The organism is Actinoplanes sp. NPDC026619, from assembly GCF_040638295.1.
GTDB lineage: Bacteria > Actinomycetota > Actinomycetes > Mycobacteriales > Micromonosporaceae > Actinoplanes.
In genome coordinates this window covers 145,808-160,650 of sequence record NZ_JBEZYA010000008.1, presented here as the reverse complement: position 1 = coordinate 160,650, position 14,843 = coordinate 145,808, and the positions used below count along the sequence as shown (strand labels likewise).

Sequence of the window (14,843 nt, the reverse complement as noted above, 5' to 3'; positions counted from 1 at the left end):
TTTGAGGGTTTGTGGTCAAACCCCCTTGCGTTCTTGCGGTGATGGGGCTTACGGTCCGAGGCAAGCAAGTTTGTGGTCAAACCATCAAACCCACAAACTCGACCTTGGAGGATCAGTTGAGGAAGCGTGAACCCATCTCCGCTGAGGAGCCAACTGCGGAGGATCTGTCCTCGATCGAGGCCGAGTGGCCGCTGATCGAGGCTGAGTTGGCCGTATTGGACGCCGAGATCACTCTGATCAACGCCGCCGACCACAGCGCCCCGTCGCCGCTGGACTGGCGGCGCCTGCGCCGGGCTGAGGCCCGCCTCACCCGCGTGGCCGCCGAGCTGGCCGCGCGTCCCGCCGCCCTGCGCGAGGTGGCGTGATGACCCCGGACATCAACCGTCTCAAGCGCATCGGCTGGGGCACCCGAGGCGTGTTCGCCCTCGGTATCACCGCGTCTCTAGCTGGCAACGTGCTGCACGCCGCGGATAACCCGGTCAGCAAGGCAATCTCGGCGTGGTCGCCGCTCGCCTTGCTGCTGACCGTTGAGCTGATTTCCCGTGTTCCGGCCTCCCGTGGGATGGCGTCAGTGGCCCGGCTCGGTGCTACAGCGGTGATCGCGGGCATCGCGGCGTGGGTGTCGTACTGGCACATGGCCGGCGTCGCGGCCCGGTATGGCGAGACGGGCGCGAGCCCGTACCTATTGCCGCTCAGCGTGGACGGTCTGATCGTGGTCGCCTCGATCTGCCTGGTCGAGATCGGCGGGCGAATCAGCGCGCTTGCGGCACCTGCGTGTGCTGACGACGAGAAATCCGGCCGTGACGCGCTAGAAGGCGTGCTTGGCAAGCTCGCCATGGTCTCGGCCGGTGAGGGCTGGATCTCACCTGAACCGGCTTCCCCCTCCCCGACGGCCGAGTCCGCCGAAGTTCCGGCCCGGCCGGCGAAGCGCCCGGCGCGGCCGAAGGTCACGACCGCCGAGCGGGTGGCGCGGCATCTGGCGAAGAACCCGGATGCGACGCAGGAACAGGTCGCGGCCCGGCTCAAGGTCACGGTGCGCACGGTTCAGCGGTACTGGCCGAGCCGCGAGGCCACCGTCACGGCACTGCCGGTCGCGGCGTGAGGGGGCGTTCCGATGGCTAACAACCTTGCGGGTCCTGGTCAGAGTTTCTCCGCTGCGGTACACGCCGACCGGATCGCTGAGCGGCAGGCCGAGGCGATGCGTGAGGACGCCGATCGGCAGCGCGCCGCGCGGGCGGCCGGCCCGGCCCGCCGGTCGATCGCCGCGGTCCGCCGCTCGCGTGACGACGGCGACGAGTTCTAGCTCCGCCCGGGGCGCGGCCTTCCGGCTGCCAACCACCCGGCCGCGCCCCGGTCCTCCCGAGTCCCGAGCCCAATATCCCCTTCGATCCACGTAGGAGCACAGACCGCGATGAGCGAAGAAGAGATCGAGATCAACGAGGCGTACGCCGAGCTGCACAACCTGCGTACCGAGCTGGCCGAACTGCACAACTGGGCCGACCGGGTGCTCGACAACGAGAACACCGACCGGCAGTACATCGCTGAGCACCTGTCCACCGCATGCGGGGTGCTCGCCTCGGGCGGCCCGATGCCCACGCGGCCGTACGACGACATCGACGAGTTCTGAGAGGCCACGAAACCATGACTTCCAAGACCCTCGTGCGGACCGCCGGCGCCGGTCTCGTGATCGCCGCGTCCGGGTGGCTGCTGGCCGGGCACCCGGGCCACCGTCTCGCCGGCGCGGGCCTGATCTTGGCCGGCCTGGCGATCGGCGCCGTGCCGGTGTGGTGGCAGCTCCGCTCGACCGGGACGGCCGGGCTGATCGGCCGCTGGGATCGGCACGGGCGCCGCAACGCCGGGACCGCCTCCCGGTGGGACATCTGGCGTACCTCTTCGCCGTGGGCGATGCGCCGCAAGGCCGCGGTCATCCGTCCGTCGCTGGCGCTGTTGCCGTGGTGGGGGGCCTGGCGTGAGCCGCTGCGCAGCTTCGCCGTACCTCTCGCGAAGGCGGGCCGGCAGACCGTGTGGACCTCGGGTGAGGAGTCCACGCTGCGGATCGGGATCCCCGGCACCGGTAAGACTGCGGAGCTGGCCAACCGAGTGATCGACGCCCCGGGCGGGGTCGTCACGACCAGCACGGCCACCGACCTGTACGACCTGACCGCCCCGCTGCGGCACAAGGCCGGGCCGGTGCAGGTGTTCAACCCCGGCGGCCTCGGCGGACTCGTCTCCACGTTGCGCTGGTCGCCGCTGTCCGAGTGTGCCGACCCGTCGACCGCGGCGCGCCGGGCGGCCGACCTGATCGGCCCGATTGACTCCCAGGGCGCCGAGGGTGCCCGCTGGGCGGCACAGGGCCGCCGCGTGCTCGCGGTGTGGCTGCACGCCGCGGCGCTGGGCGGGTACCGGATGGCCGACGTGTCCGGTTGGGTCGCCGACCCGGACACCGCCCGCGAGGCGATCCTGACCGCGCTCAAGACCTCCCCTCGGGCGGCCGAGATGCGCCAGGCCGCCGCGCAGTCGATCGACATGAGCGCCCGGACCCGCGACGGCGTGATGTTGGCGATGACCCCGGCGCTGGCGTGGATCACGCTCCCGTCGGCCGCCGAGGTCGGCGACCCGGACCCGGACGCCGACGTGTTCACGGTGGCGGAACTGACCGACCGGCGTGGGGCGTTGTATCTGCTGGGCGACGATGACGGCACGGTCGGTCCGCTGGTCGCCGCCTTGGTCGCCGAGGTCGCCTACCAGGCCCGTCGGACCGCCGCGGCCCGGCCGGGTGGCCGGCTCGACCCGGGGCTGACCTTCGTGCTGGATGAGGTCGCGCTGGTCTGCCCGACCCCGCTCGATCGGTGGATGGCCGAGTTACGCAAGCGCTCGATCACGATCCACGCGGCCTGCCAGGGCCTCGGCCAGTTGCGCGAGCGGTGGGGCGACGACGGCGCGTCGATGATCCTCAACTCCGCCGCGGCGGTCCTGGTCTACGGCGGCTGCAAGGACGCCCGCGACCTGCGCGCCTTCACCGACCTGGCCGGCGAGCGGGAGGAAACCACGCACACCCGCGGCGCCGACGGGCGGATCACCGGCAGCAGCACCCGCCGGGTGCCGGTCATCGCCCCGGCGCAACTGGCCGGCCTGCCCAACTTCCAAGCCCTGCTGATCCGCCGCGGGATGCGCGTCGCCCTCGTGCGCACGCCGATCGTTTGGAAGCGCCGCGACCTGCGCCGCGCCTTGAAACCCGCCAAGACCCACCGGGCGTTCTCCCTGCGCCTCAAGGACTCCCTGCGCCTCAAGCACTCTCTGCGCTTCACGCGCACCCCCAAGCTCCGCCCGGCGGCCGACGTCCGGACGGCTCGTACCGCCGCCTGACCACCAAAAGGAGAAACCTCGCGATGAGCAGCAAACCCACACCACCGCCGTTCAACGCCCGCGCTCTGGGCGAGTTGGTTCTCAACCGGCTCGCCGAGATCGAGTACCTCAACTCCAAGGCCCGCCAGGACGAGCCCGGCGCCGTGTACGAACGGCAGCACGACCGGGACCGGGTGACCGAACTGTCGCAGCACCTCGGCCTGTACGCGCAGCTCGCTGACACCGCCGCCCACGCCGAGCAAAACGACGTGTTCGCCGCCGAACAGCAAGCCACCCGCCGCCGCACCGACGAAGACGAGTTCTGAGGAGAACTAGCAGATGACCACCGAACCCGAACACGACAGCTTCCACCCCGGCCGGCACTCCGACACGTACGAGGCCCTCGCCCGCCGCTGCGAGACCGGCGCCGAGCAACTGAAGTACGAGGCCGAACACGCCGCCGAGATCCTGCCGACCCGGGCCGGCGGCGACCGGCTCGACCCGCAGCAATGGGCCGCGCAGAAGCTCACCGCCGCGCAGGCCGCTCTCGACTACGCCGCGGGGCTGCGGGCCGAGGCCGCCGAACACGGGCCGCTCGCCCGGATGGAGCCCGACCGGCTCGCGCAGGCCGACAAGGTGGCGTTGGCCGCGAACCTCGGCGGCATCCTCATCGACGGCCGCGGCCCGGCCGAACGCCAGGCGCAGTCCGACTCCGTGTTCGACGAGAACCACCGGAAGGCGTGGGAGGCCGGCGAGTACCCAGCCCAGATCAAGGCCGCCGAGATCGAGGCCACCGGCCGGTTCACGCACGTCGCCGAGACGATCGACGGCATCGAACAGGAGGCGTTCTGGCAGCTCGGCGGAACCGCCGACGAGTCCACCGACCAGCGCCAGACGCAGCACACCGACAACGACAGCGACGAGTTCTAGCTCCGCCCGGGGCGCGGCCTTCCGGCTGCCAACCACCCAGCCGCGCCCCGGTCCTCCGAATCCCGAGCCCTCACGAACCCGTGGAGGAACACCCATCATGACAAGCCCCACCCCTGAGGACCGCTTCGACTGGCAGGCCGCCGAGGCTGATGTCGTCGATCTGAACGCGGCCCGCCAACGCCGCGACAACCGGGACGACACCGCACCCGACACCGAACACGACACGACCGGCGACACCCGGGACGGCGTCGACATCGACACGGATCCCGACAGCGAAGACGACACCGGCCGGCCGACGTTGGTCGACAGCATCGGCGTGCAGCGGCGCCCGCGGTTCTCCCTCGCAAGCTTCCGCGACGCGCAGCGCGTGCCCATCGTCCCGTCGTCGCTGAAGTCCCGGACCGAGTTCGCCGGGAACCTCGCATGGGCAGCCGGTTTCGGCCTGCACGCCCTCGCCTACCACGCGATCCGGCTGCCGAAATACGGGCTGCGGATCGCCTGGCGGATCCCGCGCGGCTCCGCCCGGGCCGGCAACATCTTCGGCCGGTGGCTGTTCGACCTGGAGGCCGAACAGGTGCGCCAGGCCACCGTGCGCCGCGAGGACGCCGAAACCTACATCAAGCTGGCCCGCCAGCGCGACCGCCGCGTCCGGTGGCGCGGCATCGTCGCCGTCGGCGCCCTGATCGGCAGCACTTTGTTCTGGGTGTGGCTCGCGTTGCTCGGCCCGGACTGGCTGTGCAACACCGTGATCGCCCTGGCCGCGGTCGTGCTCGGCTGGCTCGGCACCCCGGCGGACAAGCCGCTGTTGGACACTGCCGTCGTGCGCCGTGATGTGGCCCCGTTGACCTCGGTGGAGGTGTTCGCGGCGCTCGGCTCGCTGCGGATCCCGGGCATCGACGCGGCGATCCGCCGCGGCGACAACGGCAAACGCTGGTTCCCGGCGCCGATCGCCCGGGAGAACGGCGCCGGGTGGCACTGTGCGGTGGAACTGCCGCGCGGCGTGGTCGCCTCGGCTGTCGTCGACAAGCGCGAGGAACTGGCCGGTGCGCTGACCCGGCCGCTCGGGTGCGTGTGGCCCGAGACCAACGCCGAGGTGCACCCCGGCCGGCTCGAACTGTTCGTCTCCGACAAGGACATGAGCAAGGCCAAGCAGGCGCTGTTCCCGCTGATGAAGGCCGGTACGGCGAACCTGTTCAAGGCCAACCCCTTCGGCACCGATCCGCGCGGGGCGATGGTCACGATCACGCTTATGTTCGCGTCGATGATCATCGGTTCGATCCCGCGGATCGGCAAGACGTTCGCGCTGCGTCTGGCGCTGCTGATCGCCGCATTGGATCCGCGGGCGTGGGTGCTGCCGTTCGACCTGAAGGGCACCGGTGACCTGTCACCGCTGGAGCCTGTCGCCCACCGGTATCGGGCCGGCGATGACGATGAGGACATCGCCTACGGCCTGACCGCGATGCGGGAGATGCGCACCGAGATGCGGCGCCGCACCAAGGTAATCCGGGAGCTACCGCGTGACCTGTGCCCGGAGAACAAGGTCACCGATGACCTGGCAAACAACCGCAAACTCGGTCTGCAACCGATCGTGATCGGTGTCGATGAGTGTCAGGTGTGGTTCGAGCACCCGAAGTACGGCGACGAGTTCGAGGAGATCTGCACCGACCTGATCAAGCGTGGCCCGGCGACCGGGATCACGCTGATCCTGGCCACCCAGCGGCCGGACGCGAAGTCGCTGCCGTCGGGCATCTCCGCCAACGCGGTGTTGCGGTTCTGCCTGAAGGTCATGGGGCAGATCGAGAACGACATGGTGCTCGGCACGTCGATGTACAAGAACGGCATCCGGGCGACGATGTTCAGCCGCCGCGACCGCGGCATCGGCTACCTGGCCGGCGAGGGCGACGACCCCGTCATCGCCCGCACGTTCTATGTGGATGCTCCGACCGCCGAGATCCTGGTTCGTCGGGCACGTGGCCTGCGAGAAAAGGCCGGCACGATCACCGGATATGCCGCCGGGGTCGTGCTCGACACCGTCGAGGTGCGCCGGGACACCGTGCTCGAGGACCTGGCCGCGGTCATGGGTGACAAGAAGCCGAAGGTGTGGACCACGGTGCTGGTCAAGCTGCTGGCCGAGTTGCGCCCCGAGGTCTACGGCGACCTGACCGCCGACCAGCTCCGAGCCGCGGTCAAGGCCCACGGCGTCAAGCCGGGACAGGTGTGGGGCAACGACCCGGACACCGACGAGACCGGCAACCGGCAGGGCTACGCCCTCGCCGACATCCACAAAGCGCTCACCGAGCGTGACGGAAACGGCGGGCGCGGCAAGAACAAGTGACCCGCGAATCGGTCCTAGGTCTAGCACCCCATCCCTCCTAGACCTAGGACCCCTCCTAGAACCGAATCCGAATGCCTGCCAGCGCCCTAGCAACTAGGAGCGCCGGCCCTTCACACCCTGAAAACGGCCCTGGAGGCACTTCCGTGACCACCCTCGCCCTGCTAGCTAGCCTCGCCACCCTCGGTTACTCAGCGTTCTACATCCTCAACTGCGCCTTCAATCCGTGGGGCGTCTGCAAGCGGCCCCGGTGCCGCGGCGGACGCGTCTACTCCCGGATCTTCACCAAGACGTTCCGCGAGTGCCCACGCTGCAACGGCACCGGCCGCCGGGTGCGTATCGGCCGCCGGATCTACGAGTACCTGCGCTCCGAGCACAAGGCGGGCACCCGATGAACCGGACCATGGGCCAGTTCCGCCGCGAGGCCACCGAACACACCGACTGGTGCGCCCGCGACCACCGGTGCGGCATCAACGAGCACCGCGCCCCCGACGTCGAAGCCCGCGAGGTCGGCGGCCGGGCCTGGATCACCCGCACCCGCGCCGGCGACGTCGAGTACGCCGAGGTTCGCGTCCGGATCCCGTTGCACCGTACCGAAACCGGCGCCCGCTGGCAGCTAGCCCTCACCCTGCGCCTCATCCGCGAACTGCTGACCGCCGTCGCCATCCGTCCCGGCATCAGCCGCACCGGACAGACAGGCGTCGACAGTGCCCGCTCCCGCGGCGCGATCGGGAGGGCCGCATGAAGATCCGGGCCTTCCTCGCCCGGCTCGTCTGCGGGGACACCGCGCAGGCGCCGACCGGCGACGCGCACGGCACCACCCGCCGCGCCGAGGCGGCCGATCAGGTCGAGCCGCGGACCGCCTGGCGGCCGACCGCACGCAGCGCCTACGGCCGGTACCTCCAAGCGTCGCAGCACCAGCAGGCCGCGATCGAGGCCATCAGCCGGCGCGGGGACCAGATCGGGGCCGACCCGAGGGACGTCCTCGCCGCCTACGACCGGCTCGACGCCGGGCTGCGCGCCCGCGGCTGGCACCCCGACCAGTTCCGGGACGGCTGGAGCAGCGACGAGCCATGGATCGACGACTTCATGGACCGCACCGACGTCGACTACGACCCCCGCATGGCCGCCTACGACGCGCAGCTCAGGCAGCGCCGGGACACGGACGGGGACGAAGCATGAGCCGCTCGCTGCTGCTGGACCTGTTCTGCTGCGCCGGCGGGGCGGGCGCCGGCTACCACGCGGCAGGGTTCGACGTGCTCGGCGTGGACCTGGTCGACCGCCCGCGGTATCCGTTCCGGTTCGTCCGGGCCGAGGCCCTGTCCCACCTGGCCCGGCTGATCACCGGCGGCGGGATCCGGGCGTTCTCCCTGATCCACACCTCGCCCCCGTGCCAGGACGGGTGCGCGCTCACGCAGGGCACGAACCGGGCGATGGGCTGGGGCCGCGATCACGTGCAGCTCATCCCCGACCTGCGCGATCTGCTGGAGCGGTCCGGGCTGCCGTACGTGATCGAACAGCCGAACGGCACGGCGCCGGTGCGCAAGGACGTGACCTTGTGCGGGGAGATGTTCGGCCTCGGCGTGATCCGGCACCGCAACTTCGAGCTGGGCGGCTGGACCGCCGGGCAGCCGGTGCACGTCAAGCACCGCGGCCGGGTCCGCGGGTGGCGTCACGGCGTCTACCACGACGGCCCGTACGTGGCCGCCTACGGCGACGGCGGCGGCAAAGCCTCGGTGGCCGAGATGCAGACGGCGATGGGCATCGACTGGACCGACGTCCGGGAGGAACTGACCGAGGCCATCCCGCCCGCCTACACGGCCTGGCTCGGCCGGACCTTCCTCGCCGCCGCCGTGGCGCCGGCCCGGATCGCGAGGGCCGCCTGATGAGCCGGATCCGGGCGGTCTTCAACGACCCCGAAGGCATGCAGTTCGGGATCCCGACCTACTGGTGGCGCGGGGCGCCCGCGGGCCTGGCCACTCGTCGGCAGCTCCGGGCGCGCGGGCTGAGGCCGGGCGGGCAGGAGATCGCGGCGCAGGTGCGGTGGATGGGTGTGGGCGGGGAGCGGTTCGCCGACCTCTACCGCGTCGACCTGGCCCGGCCCAAGCGCACCGCGAGCCCGGCGCAGCGGCGGGCGATCCGGGCCGCGCTGCGCGCCCGGCGGGTCTGCCCTACCTGTGGTGAGCTGCGCGACTACTACATCCCGCGCTCGCTCGGTGAGTGCCTGATCTGCCACGACCGGTACCCGGTCCGATGACCGGCCGGTCGCGGCGCGGGACCAATCTCGTGGCGCAGGAGGACTGCGTGTTCGGCGGCGGGCACCTCCCGGCGCTGATCTACCGCGACGCGGCCGGGATCGAGCATGCCGGGCTCGACTGGACGGAACACAAGTTCGATCACCGATACGCACCGTACGGGCCGTGCCGGGTCTGCCGGCACCGCACCCAGCTCCGCGACTGCCGCGGCCGGCCCTGCCACAAAACCTGCGCCGAACAGGAATTCCTCCGTTCCGGACAACCATCCACATCAGACATCAAGGAGCGCAATCCCATGCGAGACAACGAATTGCTGACCGCGGCACTCACGGCCGCGGGGCACGGCTGGCACGTCTTCCCGCTGCGCCCGGACGACAAGCGCCCGGCGATCGAACGGTGGGAGGAACGTGCCACCGTCGACCCGGCCCGCATCCGCCGCTGCTGGTCCGCCGGCCCGTACGGAATCGGGCTCGCGTGCGGGCCGTCCGGGCTGGTCGTGCTCGACTTCGACGCCCGCAAGACCGGCCAGCCCGCGCCCGCCGGGCGCGAGGGCTACCTGCACGGGTGGGGCGTGTTCACCGACCTGTGCCGCGACCTCGGCCACCCGATCCCGCAGGACACCTACGCCGTGACCACCGGCCGCGGCGGACTGCACCTGTACTTCCGCCACCCGGCCGAGGCCGAGCTGCGCAACACCGCAGGCGCGTTGGGCTGGCTCATCGACACCCGCGCCCACGGCGGCTACGTCGTCGCCGCCGGCTCCACCGTCGCGGGCCACCCGTACGTTGTCCAGCGCGAGGACGAACCCGCCACCCTGCCCGACTGGCTCGCCGACCGGCTACGACCCGCGCCGCTACGCCCGGAAGGCCCACCGGTCGTGGTCGAACTGCCCGCCGACCGCCGCGGCGCCTACCTGCGGGCCGCGATCGACGGCACCCTGGCGAAGCTGACCGAGGCCGGTGAGGGCGGCCGGAACCACGCGCTGTTCATGGCCGCGCAGACCCTCGGACAACTGGTCGCCGGCGGCGCGATCGGCGAGGACCCGATCGTTGACGCCCTCGCCGATGCCGCGGCCCGCATCGGGCTCGGCCCGCGCGAGATCGAGCGCACCATCCACTCCGGGCTGACCGCCGGCGCCCGCCGGCCGCGGCAGGTGGCGTGATGACCGCCCCGATCCCGGCCGAGCGCCCGCTGCTGCGGGTGGCCGGGCCGGACGACGCCGCGGCGGTCCTCTCGGCCGCCGACAAGCGCGAGCCCGGCCGGCTGCGGACCGCGTGGACCGCCGCGGACATCATGAGCATGGAGTTCGCCCCGCCGAAGTGGGCCGTCCCGGGGGTGATCTCCGAGGGCTTCAGCCTGCTGTGCGGACCGCCCAAGGTCGGCAAGTCCTGGATGTCGCTCGCCCTCGGCGTGGACGTCGCCCTCGGCCACAAGGCGCTCGGGTCGATCCACGTCGAGCAAGGCCCGGTGCTCTACCTCGCCCTGGAGGACACCGCACGGCGGCTACAGAACCGGCTCCGCAAGGTCCTCGGCGAGCGCCGCGCACCGACCGGGCTCACCCTGGCCACCCAGTGCCCGCCGCTGCCCCAGGGCGGCGCCGAGGCCATCGCCGCGTGGCTCGACCGGCACCCCAACGCCCGCATGGTCATCATCGACGTGTTCGCCAAGCTGCGCGGCAACTCCACCCCCGGCGCCTCCGCCTACGACGCCGACTACGCCGCCGTGAGCAGGGCGAAGAAGGTCGCCGATGACTACGGCGTGGCGATCGTCGCGGTCCACCATGTCCGCAAGGCCGGATCCGAGGACTTCCTGACCGAGGTGTCCGGGACCAACGGCCTCGCGGGCGCCGCGGACGCGACCCTCGTGCTCAAGCGGGCACGCAACCAGGGCGACGGCGTGCTGCACGTGACCGGCCGCGACGTCGATGAGGCCGAGTACCCACTCACGTTCGACCCCAACGCCGGGACGTGGCAGATGCTCGACGGCCCGGCCGATGAGCATAAGGTCAGCAGCACCCGCGGGGCGATCCTGCGGTTCCTGCGCCAGGCGCCCGGCAGCACACCCAAGGTCATCGCCGACGGCACCGAACTCAAGCCCGAAACCGTCCGGCAGACGTGCTCCCGGATGCTCGCCGATGGGCAGCTCGCCGCTGAGCCGGGTGGCCGGTACAGGGTGCCGGGTGTCACTGCTGTCACTCCTGTCACTGCTGTCACTCAAGCCGAGCTGACCTGCGAAAACAGCAGTGACACCCCGAGTGACACCGCTCGTGAGCCGTGACGTGATGGATCGGTTCAAACAGGAACAGATTGGCCTCAATCCGGCCAGACCCTTACAAACACACCGGGGTAGCGGAGATCTTGGCTCAGCGCGGCTCTCAGCGGGCCGTTCTCCGCCCCTCTGCGGTACCGCCTCCCGCGCCCTCCGCATCGCGCCACCCGCCGAGCGATCGGCCGCCACAGCCGCACTGAGAGCCACGCACCGCCCAGCCAAGGGAGGCCGGAACCCCATGGCAACGAGCAACTTCCTCACCCTCGACGAGTTCCTCGACGAGATGTCGGTACCCCGCTCGACCTTCTTCCGCTGGAAGGCCCTCGGGCAGGCACCCGAGCACTACAAGATGCCCAACCGCCAGATCCGCATCCGGCGCGCCGCATTCGAGTCATGGCTGTCCGCACGAAAGGAACCCCAGACCGCATGAAGATCAGCTATGACGTGCAGGTCTACAAGATCGAGGAGCGGAAGTACCCTTCCACGAAAGGCGGCAAGCCTCGCGTCTCCTACCGGGTGCGGTGGGTCGTCGCCAGCGCCCGATTCGGCGACACCTTCCAGACCAAGGGCCTTGCCGAGAGCTTCCGTTCCCGGCTGATCACCGCACAGCGGGAAGGCGTTGCCTTTGATACCGCGACCGGGCTACCCGAGCCGATGGCCCGCGAACTCAACACCCGCTCGTGGTACTCGCACTCTGTCGCGTTCGTCGACCTCAAGTGGCCGCGGGCGTCGGCCAAGCATCGCCGGGACATCGCAGAGGCTCTCGCGACCGCCACCATGGCGCTTCTCTCGACCGACCGAGGCCGACCGGCGGACGCCGATCTCCGGGCCGCGCTCAAGGGGTGGTCGTACAACAAGGGCCGCCGTGGCGCCGCGGGTCAGCCGCCGGCTGACCTCGCGGATGCCGTGAGCTGGCTCGAATCCGGCACCGTGGATCTTGCCGCCCTCATGGAGCCAGACACTGCCCGCAAGGCCCTGGACGCTCTTGCGCTACGCATCGACGGCAAGATCGCCGCAGCGAGCACGGTCCATCGCAAAAAGGCGATCGTGAGCGGCGCTCTGCGCTACGGCGTCGAAACGGGGCACCTGCCCACCCATCCGTTCGGCAAGGTGCGATGGGAGGCCCCGAAGCTCAGCACGGAGGTCGACCGGCGAGCCGTGGTCAACCAGGAACAAGGACACCGCCTATTGATGGCGGTTCGGCAGACCACTCCAGAGCTGGAGGCCTTTTACGGAACGATGTACTACGCGGCGCTACGGCCGGAGGAGTGCCTGAACCTGCTGGACACCGAGTACGAGCGGCCAAAGAAGGAAGGCGAGTGGGGCTGGCTGCATCTGACCGGCGCGGTAGTTGAGGCGGGGGCAGGGTGGACCGACTCCGGATCCACGATCGAAGAGCGGGGCCTCAAGCATCGCGCCGATGCCGCGGTGCGCGACGTCCCGGCCTCACCGCCGCTGTGCGCGCTGCTGGACCGTCACATCGAACTGTGGCCACCCGCCCTGAACGGCCGACTGTTCGTCACCCGCCGCGGACCGGGTGGGATATACGTCGCCGCCAGCGGCCGGCCAGTCACTCGCAACGCGATCGGCACGGGGTGGCAGAAGGCGCGAACCGCGGGGCTCACGGCCGCTGAGTTGGCCTCGCTCCTGGCCCGAAGGCCCTACGACCTGCGGCACGCGTGCGTCTCGTACTGGCTCTCTCGCGGCATATCCCCGGCCCTGGTCGCCCGCTGGGCAGGGCACAGCATCAAGGTCCTGCTGTCGACCTACGCAAGCTGGATCTTTGGTGAGGAGGAAGCGGCGATGCGGCGGATCGAGGAAGGGTTCGAGACCTTCCCTGAAGAGGGTGATCTCGCCGCTTGATCTTGCCCGGAACTCGGGGGACGTATGGGGGACAGCGAGCGAGATCAAGCGGTATCGAGTGGGACTGAATGAGACTCACGAAAGAGGCCCCCGACCGGCTTCATGCCTGGTCAGGGGCCTCTTTGTGCTTATGGTGGCGGGTAGAGGATTCGAACCTCTGTAGCTTTCGCGACGGATTTACAGTCCGCTCCCATTGGCCGCTCGGGCAACCCGCCTTGCCACACTGCGCGATCTCTCGCCGCAGCGGAGAACAGAATAACCGTACCGCCGCCCCGGATTGCAACCGGGTACGGTCGGCATGTCGGAGGGCCGGTTCGCGGCCTCCGACTACATCGACGTACGCCAGCCCGCAGGAGTCTGATCATGGCAGCCAGCCCGTCCTTCGACATCGTCAGCAAGGTCGACAGTCAGGAGGTCGACAACGCGTTCCACCAGGCGGAAAAGGAGCTCAGCACCCGGTTCGACTTCCGGGGCACGGGCACCGTCATCGCCAAGTCGGGGGAGGACGGGATGACCATCACCTCGGAGACCGAGGAGCGGGCCACCGCCGCGCTCGACGTCTTCAAGGAGAAACTGGTCAAGCGGAACATCTCGCTGAAGTCTCTGGACGCGGGTGAGCCCCGGCAGTCCGGCAAGACCTACAAGATCGACTGCAAGGTCGTCGAGGGGATCGAGACCGACAAGGCCAAGGCGATCAGCAAGAAGATCCGGGACGAGGGCCCGAAGGGCGTGCAGGCGCAGATCCAGGGCGACCAGTTGCGTGTCACCGGCAAGAAGCGCGACGATCTGCAGGCCGTGATCGCCCTGCTCAAGGCCGAGGACTTCGGCGTCGCCCTGCAGTTCACCAATTACCGCTGATCCGGCGCCGCGCGGCGGCAGACTGGGGCGATGAGCACCAGTACCTGGACCATGGTGGTCGGCGCGGTCGCCGGCCTGACGCTGGTGGTGTTCGGCGGCGGAATGCTGGTCACCGGGCGCGCACCGGACGCTACCGTCCGGGCTTTCCGCAGCGTGCGTGACGCCGGCCTCTATCACCTTCTGTTCGGCGCCGGCCTGGCCCTGGTGGTGGTCGGTACGGCCCTCGGCGGCGGAATCATCACGGTGATCACCGCGGCCATCGCGCTGGTGCTGGTCGCGATCGCCGTGGTCCGTTTCCGGCCGCGAGGCCACCGCCGGCCGTTGAGCAGTGGCAAGTAGCGACTCGTAACGGATAGAAACGGCGTGTGGACCTGACACACGCCGTTCTGTCGTTCGCCGTGCTGGGCGCCCTGCTGACGATCACGCCGGGCCTGGACACGGCCCTGGTGCTGCGCGCCGCCGTGACCATGGGCCGCGGTCCGGCCTTCGCCACCGCGCTCGGGGTGGGTGCGGGCGCGCTTACCTGGGGCGCAGCCGCCGCGGTCGGAGTTTCTGCCCTGCTCACCGCCTCGCACGTGGGTTACACGATCCTGCGGGTGGCCGGCGCCGCCTACATGATCTACCTGGGCCTGAAGATGATCCGCGGCGCGAAGGCCGGCGCACATCAGGACGAGCCCAAAACCCAGAAGACCTTCCTGGGTACGTTCGGACGCGGCCTCCTGACCAGCCTGCTCAATCCCAAGGTCGGCGCCTTCTACGTGGCCGTGCTGCCGCAGTTCATCCCGGCCGGCGAGTCTCCGCTGCTGGTCGGCGTCCTGCTGGCACTGGTGCACGACCTCGAGGGCATTATCTGGTTCACCGCGATCATCCTGGGCGCCGGCGCGCTCCGCCGTCACCTGGCCCGCCGCAAGGTCCGGGTAGCCGTCGACCGCGGCACCGGCGCTGTCCTGGTCGGCTTCGGCGTGAAGCTGGGATTGTCCAGCCGATAACGT

The 14,843-nt window shown here is 70.3% G+C and carries 20 protein-coding genes and 1 tRNA gene; 20 read left to right on the top strand and 1 reads right to left on the bottom strand.

The features are described 5' to 3' along the window. Positions 1–116 precede the first annotated feature (116 nt). The 17 genes from AB0E90_RS19640 (at position 117) to AB0E90_RS19560 (ending at position 12,993) form a co-directional block, all read left to right on the top strand. The gene (locus AB0E90_RS19640; RefSeq protein ID WP_360407048.1) at positions 117–365 is read left to right on the top strand and encodes a DUF6284 family protein; all 249 of its coding nucleotides are present in this window, start codon (positions 117–119) and stop codon (positions 363–365) included. Further along, entirely contained in the window at positions 365–1,102 is a 738-nt protein-coding gene (locus AB0E90_RS19635; RefSeq protein WP_360407045.1) for a DUF2637 domain-containing protein, read from the top strand. The genes AB0E90_RS19640 and AB0E90_RS19635 overlap by 1 nt, the downstream gene beginning before the upstream one ends. Before the next feature lie 12 nt (positions 1,103–1,114). After that, positions 1,115–1,303: a hypothetical protein gene (locus AB0E90_RS19630; protein WP_360407042.1), complete on the top strand. Its 189-nt coding sequence runs from the start codon at positions 1,115–1,117 to the stop codon at positions 1,301–1,303. 108 nt (positions 1,304–1,411) lie between these two features. Next, entirely contained in the window at positions 1,412–1,627 is a 216-nt protein-coding gene (locus AB0E90_RS19625) for a hypothetical protein (protein WP_360407039.1), read from the top strand. A 14-nt stretch (positions 1,628–1,641) separates the two neighbouring features. Then, on the top strand, positions 1,642–3,366 hold the full coding sequence (locus AB0E90_RS19620) for a TraM recognition domain-containing protein (RefSeq protein WP_360407036.1): 1,725 nt from the start codon (positions 1,642–1,644) through the stop codon (positions 3,364–3,366). Between the two features lie 23 nt (positions 3,367–3,389). Then, positions 3,390–3,671: a hypothetical protein gene (locus AB0E90_RS19615; protein ID WP_360407033.1), complete on the top strand. Its 282-nt coding sequence runs from the start codon at positions 3,390–3,392 to the stop codon at positions 3,669–3,671. 13 nt (positions 3,672–3,684) lie between these two features. Further along, positions 3,685–4,275, top strand: a complete 591-nt coding sequence (locus AB0E90_RS19610; RefSeq protein WP_360407030.1) for a hypothetical protein — start codon at positions 3,685–3,687, stop codon at positions 4,273–4,275. A gap of 97 nt (positions 4,276–4,372) precedes the next feature. Then, a complete protein-coding gene (locus tag AB0E90_RS19605; protein WP_360407027.1) occupies positions 4,373–6,610 on the top strand; it encodes a cell division protein FtsK in 2,238 nt (745 codons plus the stop codon). A gap of 143 nt (positions 6,611–6,753) precedes the next feature. Then, positions 6,754–7,002, top strand: coding sequence for a hypothetical protein (locus AB0E90_RS19600; protein ID WP_360407024.1), 249 nt, complete (start codon positions 6,754–6,756; stop codon positions 7,000–7,002). Continuing rightward, complete coding sequence (locus AB0E90_RS19595) at positions 6,999–7,352, top strand: hypothetical protein (RefSeq protein ID WP_360407021.1); 354 nt, start codon at positions 6,999–7,001, stop codon at positions 7,350–7,352. The genes AB0E90_RS19600 and AB0E90_RS19595 overlap by 4 nt, the downstream gene beginning before the upstream one ends. Then, complete coding sequence (locus AB0E90_RS19590) at positions 7,349–7,789, top strand: hypothetical protein (RefSeq protein ID WP_360407017.1); 441 nt, start codon at positions 7,349–7,351, stop codon at positions 7,787–7,789. Before AB0E90_RS19595 ends, AB0E90_RS19590 begins: the two co-directional genes overlap by 4 nt. Beyond that, complete coding sequence (locus tag AB0E90_RS19585; RefSeq protein ID WP_360407014.1) at positions 7,786–8,493, top strand: DNA methylase; 708 nt, start codon at positions 7,786–7,788, stop codon at positions 8,491–8,493. The genes AB0E90_RS19590 and AB0E90_RS19585 overlap by 4 nt, the downstream gene beginning before the upstream one ends. Further along, positions 8,493–8,864 carry an RRQRL motif-containing zinc-binding protein gene (locus tag AB0E90_RS19580; RefSeq protein ID WP_360407011.1) on the top strand — a complete coding sequence of 124 codons (372 nt, stop codon included), beginning with the start codon at positions 8,493–8,495 and terminating at the stop codon, positions 8,862–8,864. The genes AB0E90_RS19585 and AB0E90_RS19580 overlap by 1 nt, the downstream gene beginning before the upstream one ends. A gap of 29 nt (positions 8,865–8,893) precedes the next feature. After that, on the top strand, positions 8,894–10,024 hold the full coding sequence (locus tag AB0E90_RS19575; RefSeq protein WP_360407008.1) for a bifunctional DNA primase/polymerase: 1,131 nt from the start codon (positions 8,894–8,896) through the stop codon (positions 10,022–10,024). Continuing rightward, positions 10,024–11,139, top strand: coding sequence for an AAA family ATPase (locus tag AB0E90_RS19570; protein ID WP_360407005.1), 1,116 nt, complete (start codon positions 10,024–10,026; stop codon positions 11,137–11,139). The genes AB0E90_RS19575 and AB0E90_RS19570 overlap by 1 nt, the downstream gene beginning before the upstream one ends. Before the next feature lie 229 nt (positions 11,140–11,368). After that, the gene (locus AB0E90_RS19565; protein ID WP_360407002.1) at positions 11,369–11,560 is read left to right on the top strand and encodes an excisionase; all 192 of its coding nucleotides are present in this window, start codon (positions 11,369–11,371) and stop codon (positions 11,558–11,560) included. Then, the gene (locus tag AB0E90_RS19560) at positions 11,557–12,993 is read left to right on the top strand and encodes an integrase (protein WP_360406999.1); all 1,437 of its coding nucleotides are present in this window, start codon (positions 11,557–11,559) and stop codon (positions 12,991–12,993) included. Before AB0E90_RS19565 ends, AB0E90_RS19560 begins: the two co-directional genes overlap by 4 nt. A 131-nt stretch (positions 12,994–13,124) precedes the next feature. On the opposite strand, the gene AB0E90_RS19555 is transcribed toward AB0E90_RS19560, so the two are convergent. Beyond that, positions 13,125–13,208: transfer RNA gene (locus AB0E90_RS19555), tRNA-Tyr, on the bottom strand. A gap of 148 nt (positions 13,209–13,356) precedes the next feature. Between AB0E90_RS19555 and AB0E90_RS19550 the strand changes: the two genes are divergently transcribed. The 3 genes from AB0E90_RS19550 to AB0E90_RS19540 are packed head-to-tail and all read left to right on the top strand — an operon-like array spanning position 13,357 to position 14,840. Beyond that, on the top strand, positions 13,357–13,851 hold the full coding sequence (locus AB0E90_RS19550; RefSeq protein WP_360406996.1) for a YajQ family cyclic di-GMP-binding protein: 495 nt from the start codon (positions 13,357–13,359) through the stop codon (positions 13,849–13,851). A gap of 30 nt (positions 13,852–13,881) precedes the next feature. Then, positions 13,882–14,190, top strand: a complete 309-nt coding sequence (locus tag AB0E90_RS19545) for a hypothetical protein (RefSeq protein ID WP_360406993.1) — start codon at positions 13,882–13,884, stop codon at positions 14,188–14,190. A gap of 26 nt (positions 14,191–14,216) precedes the next feature. Next, positions 14,217–14,840 (top strand): LysE family translocator, encoded by a 624-nt coding sequence (locus AB0E90_RS19540; protein ID WP_360406990.1) that lies wholly within the window; start codon positions 14,217–14,219, stop codon positions 14,838–14,840. Positions 14,841–14,843: the final 3 nt, after the last annotated feature.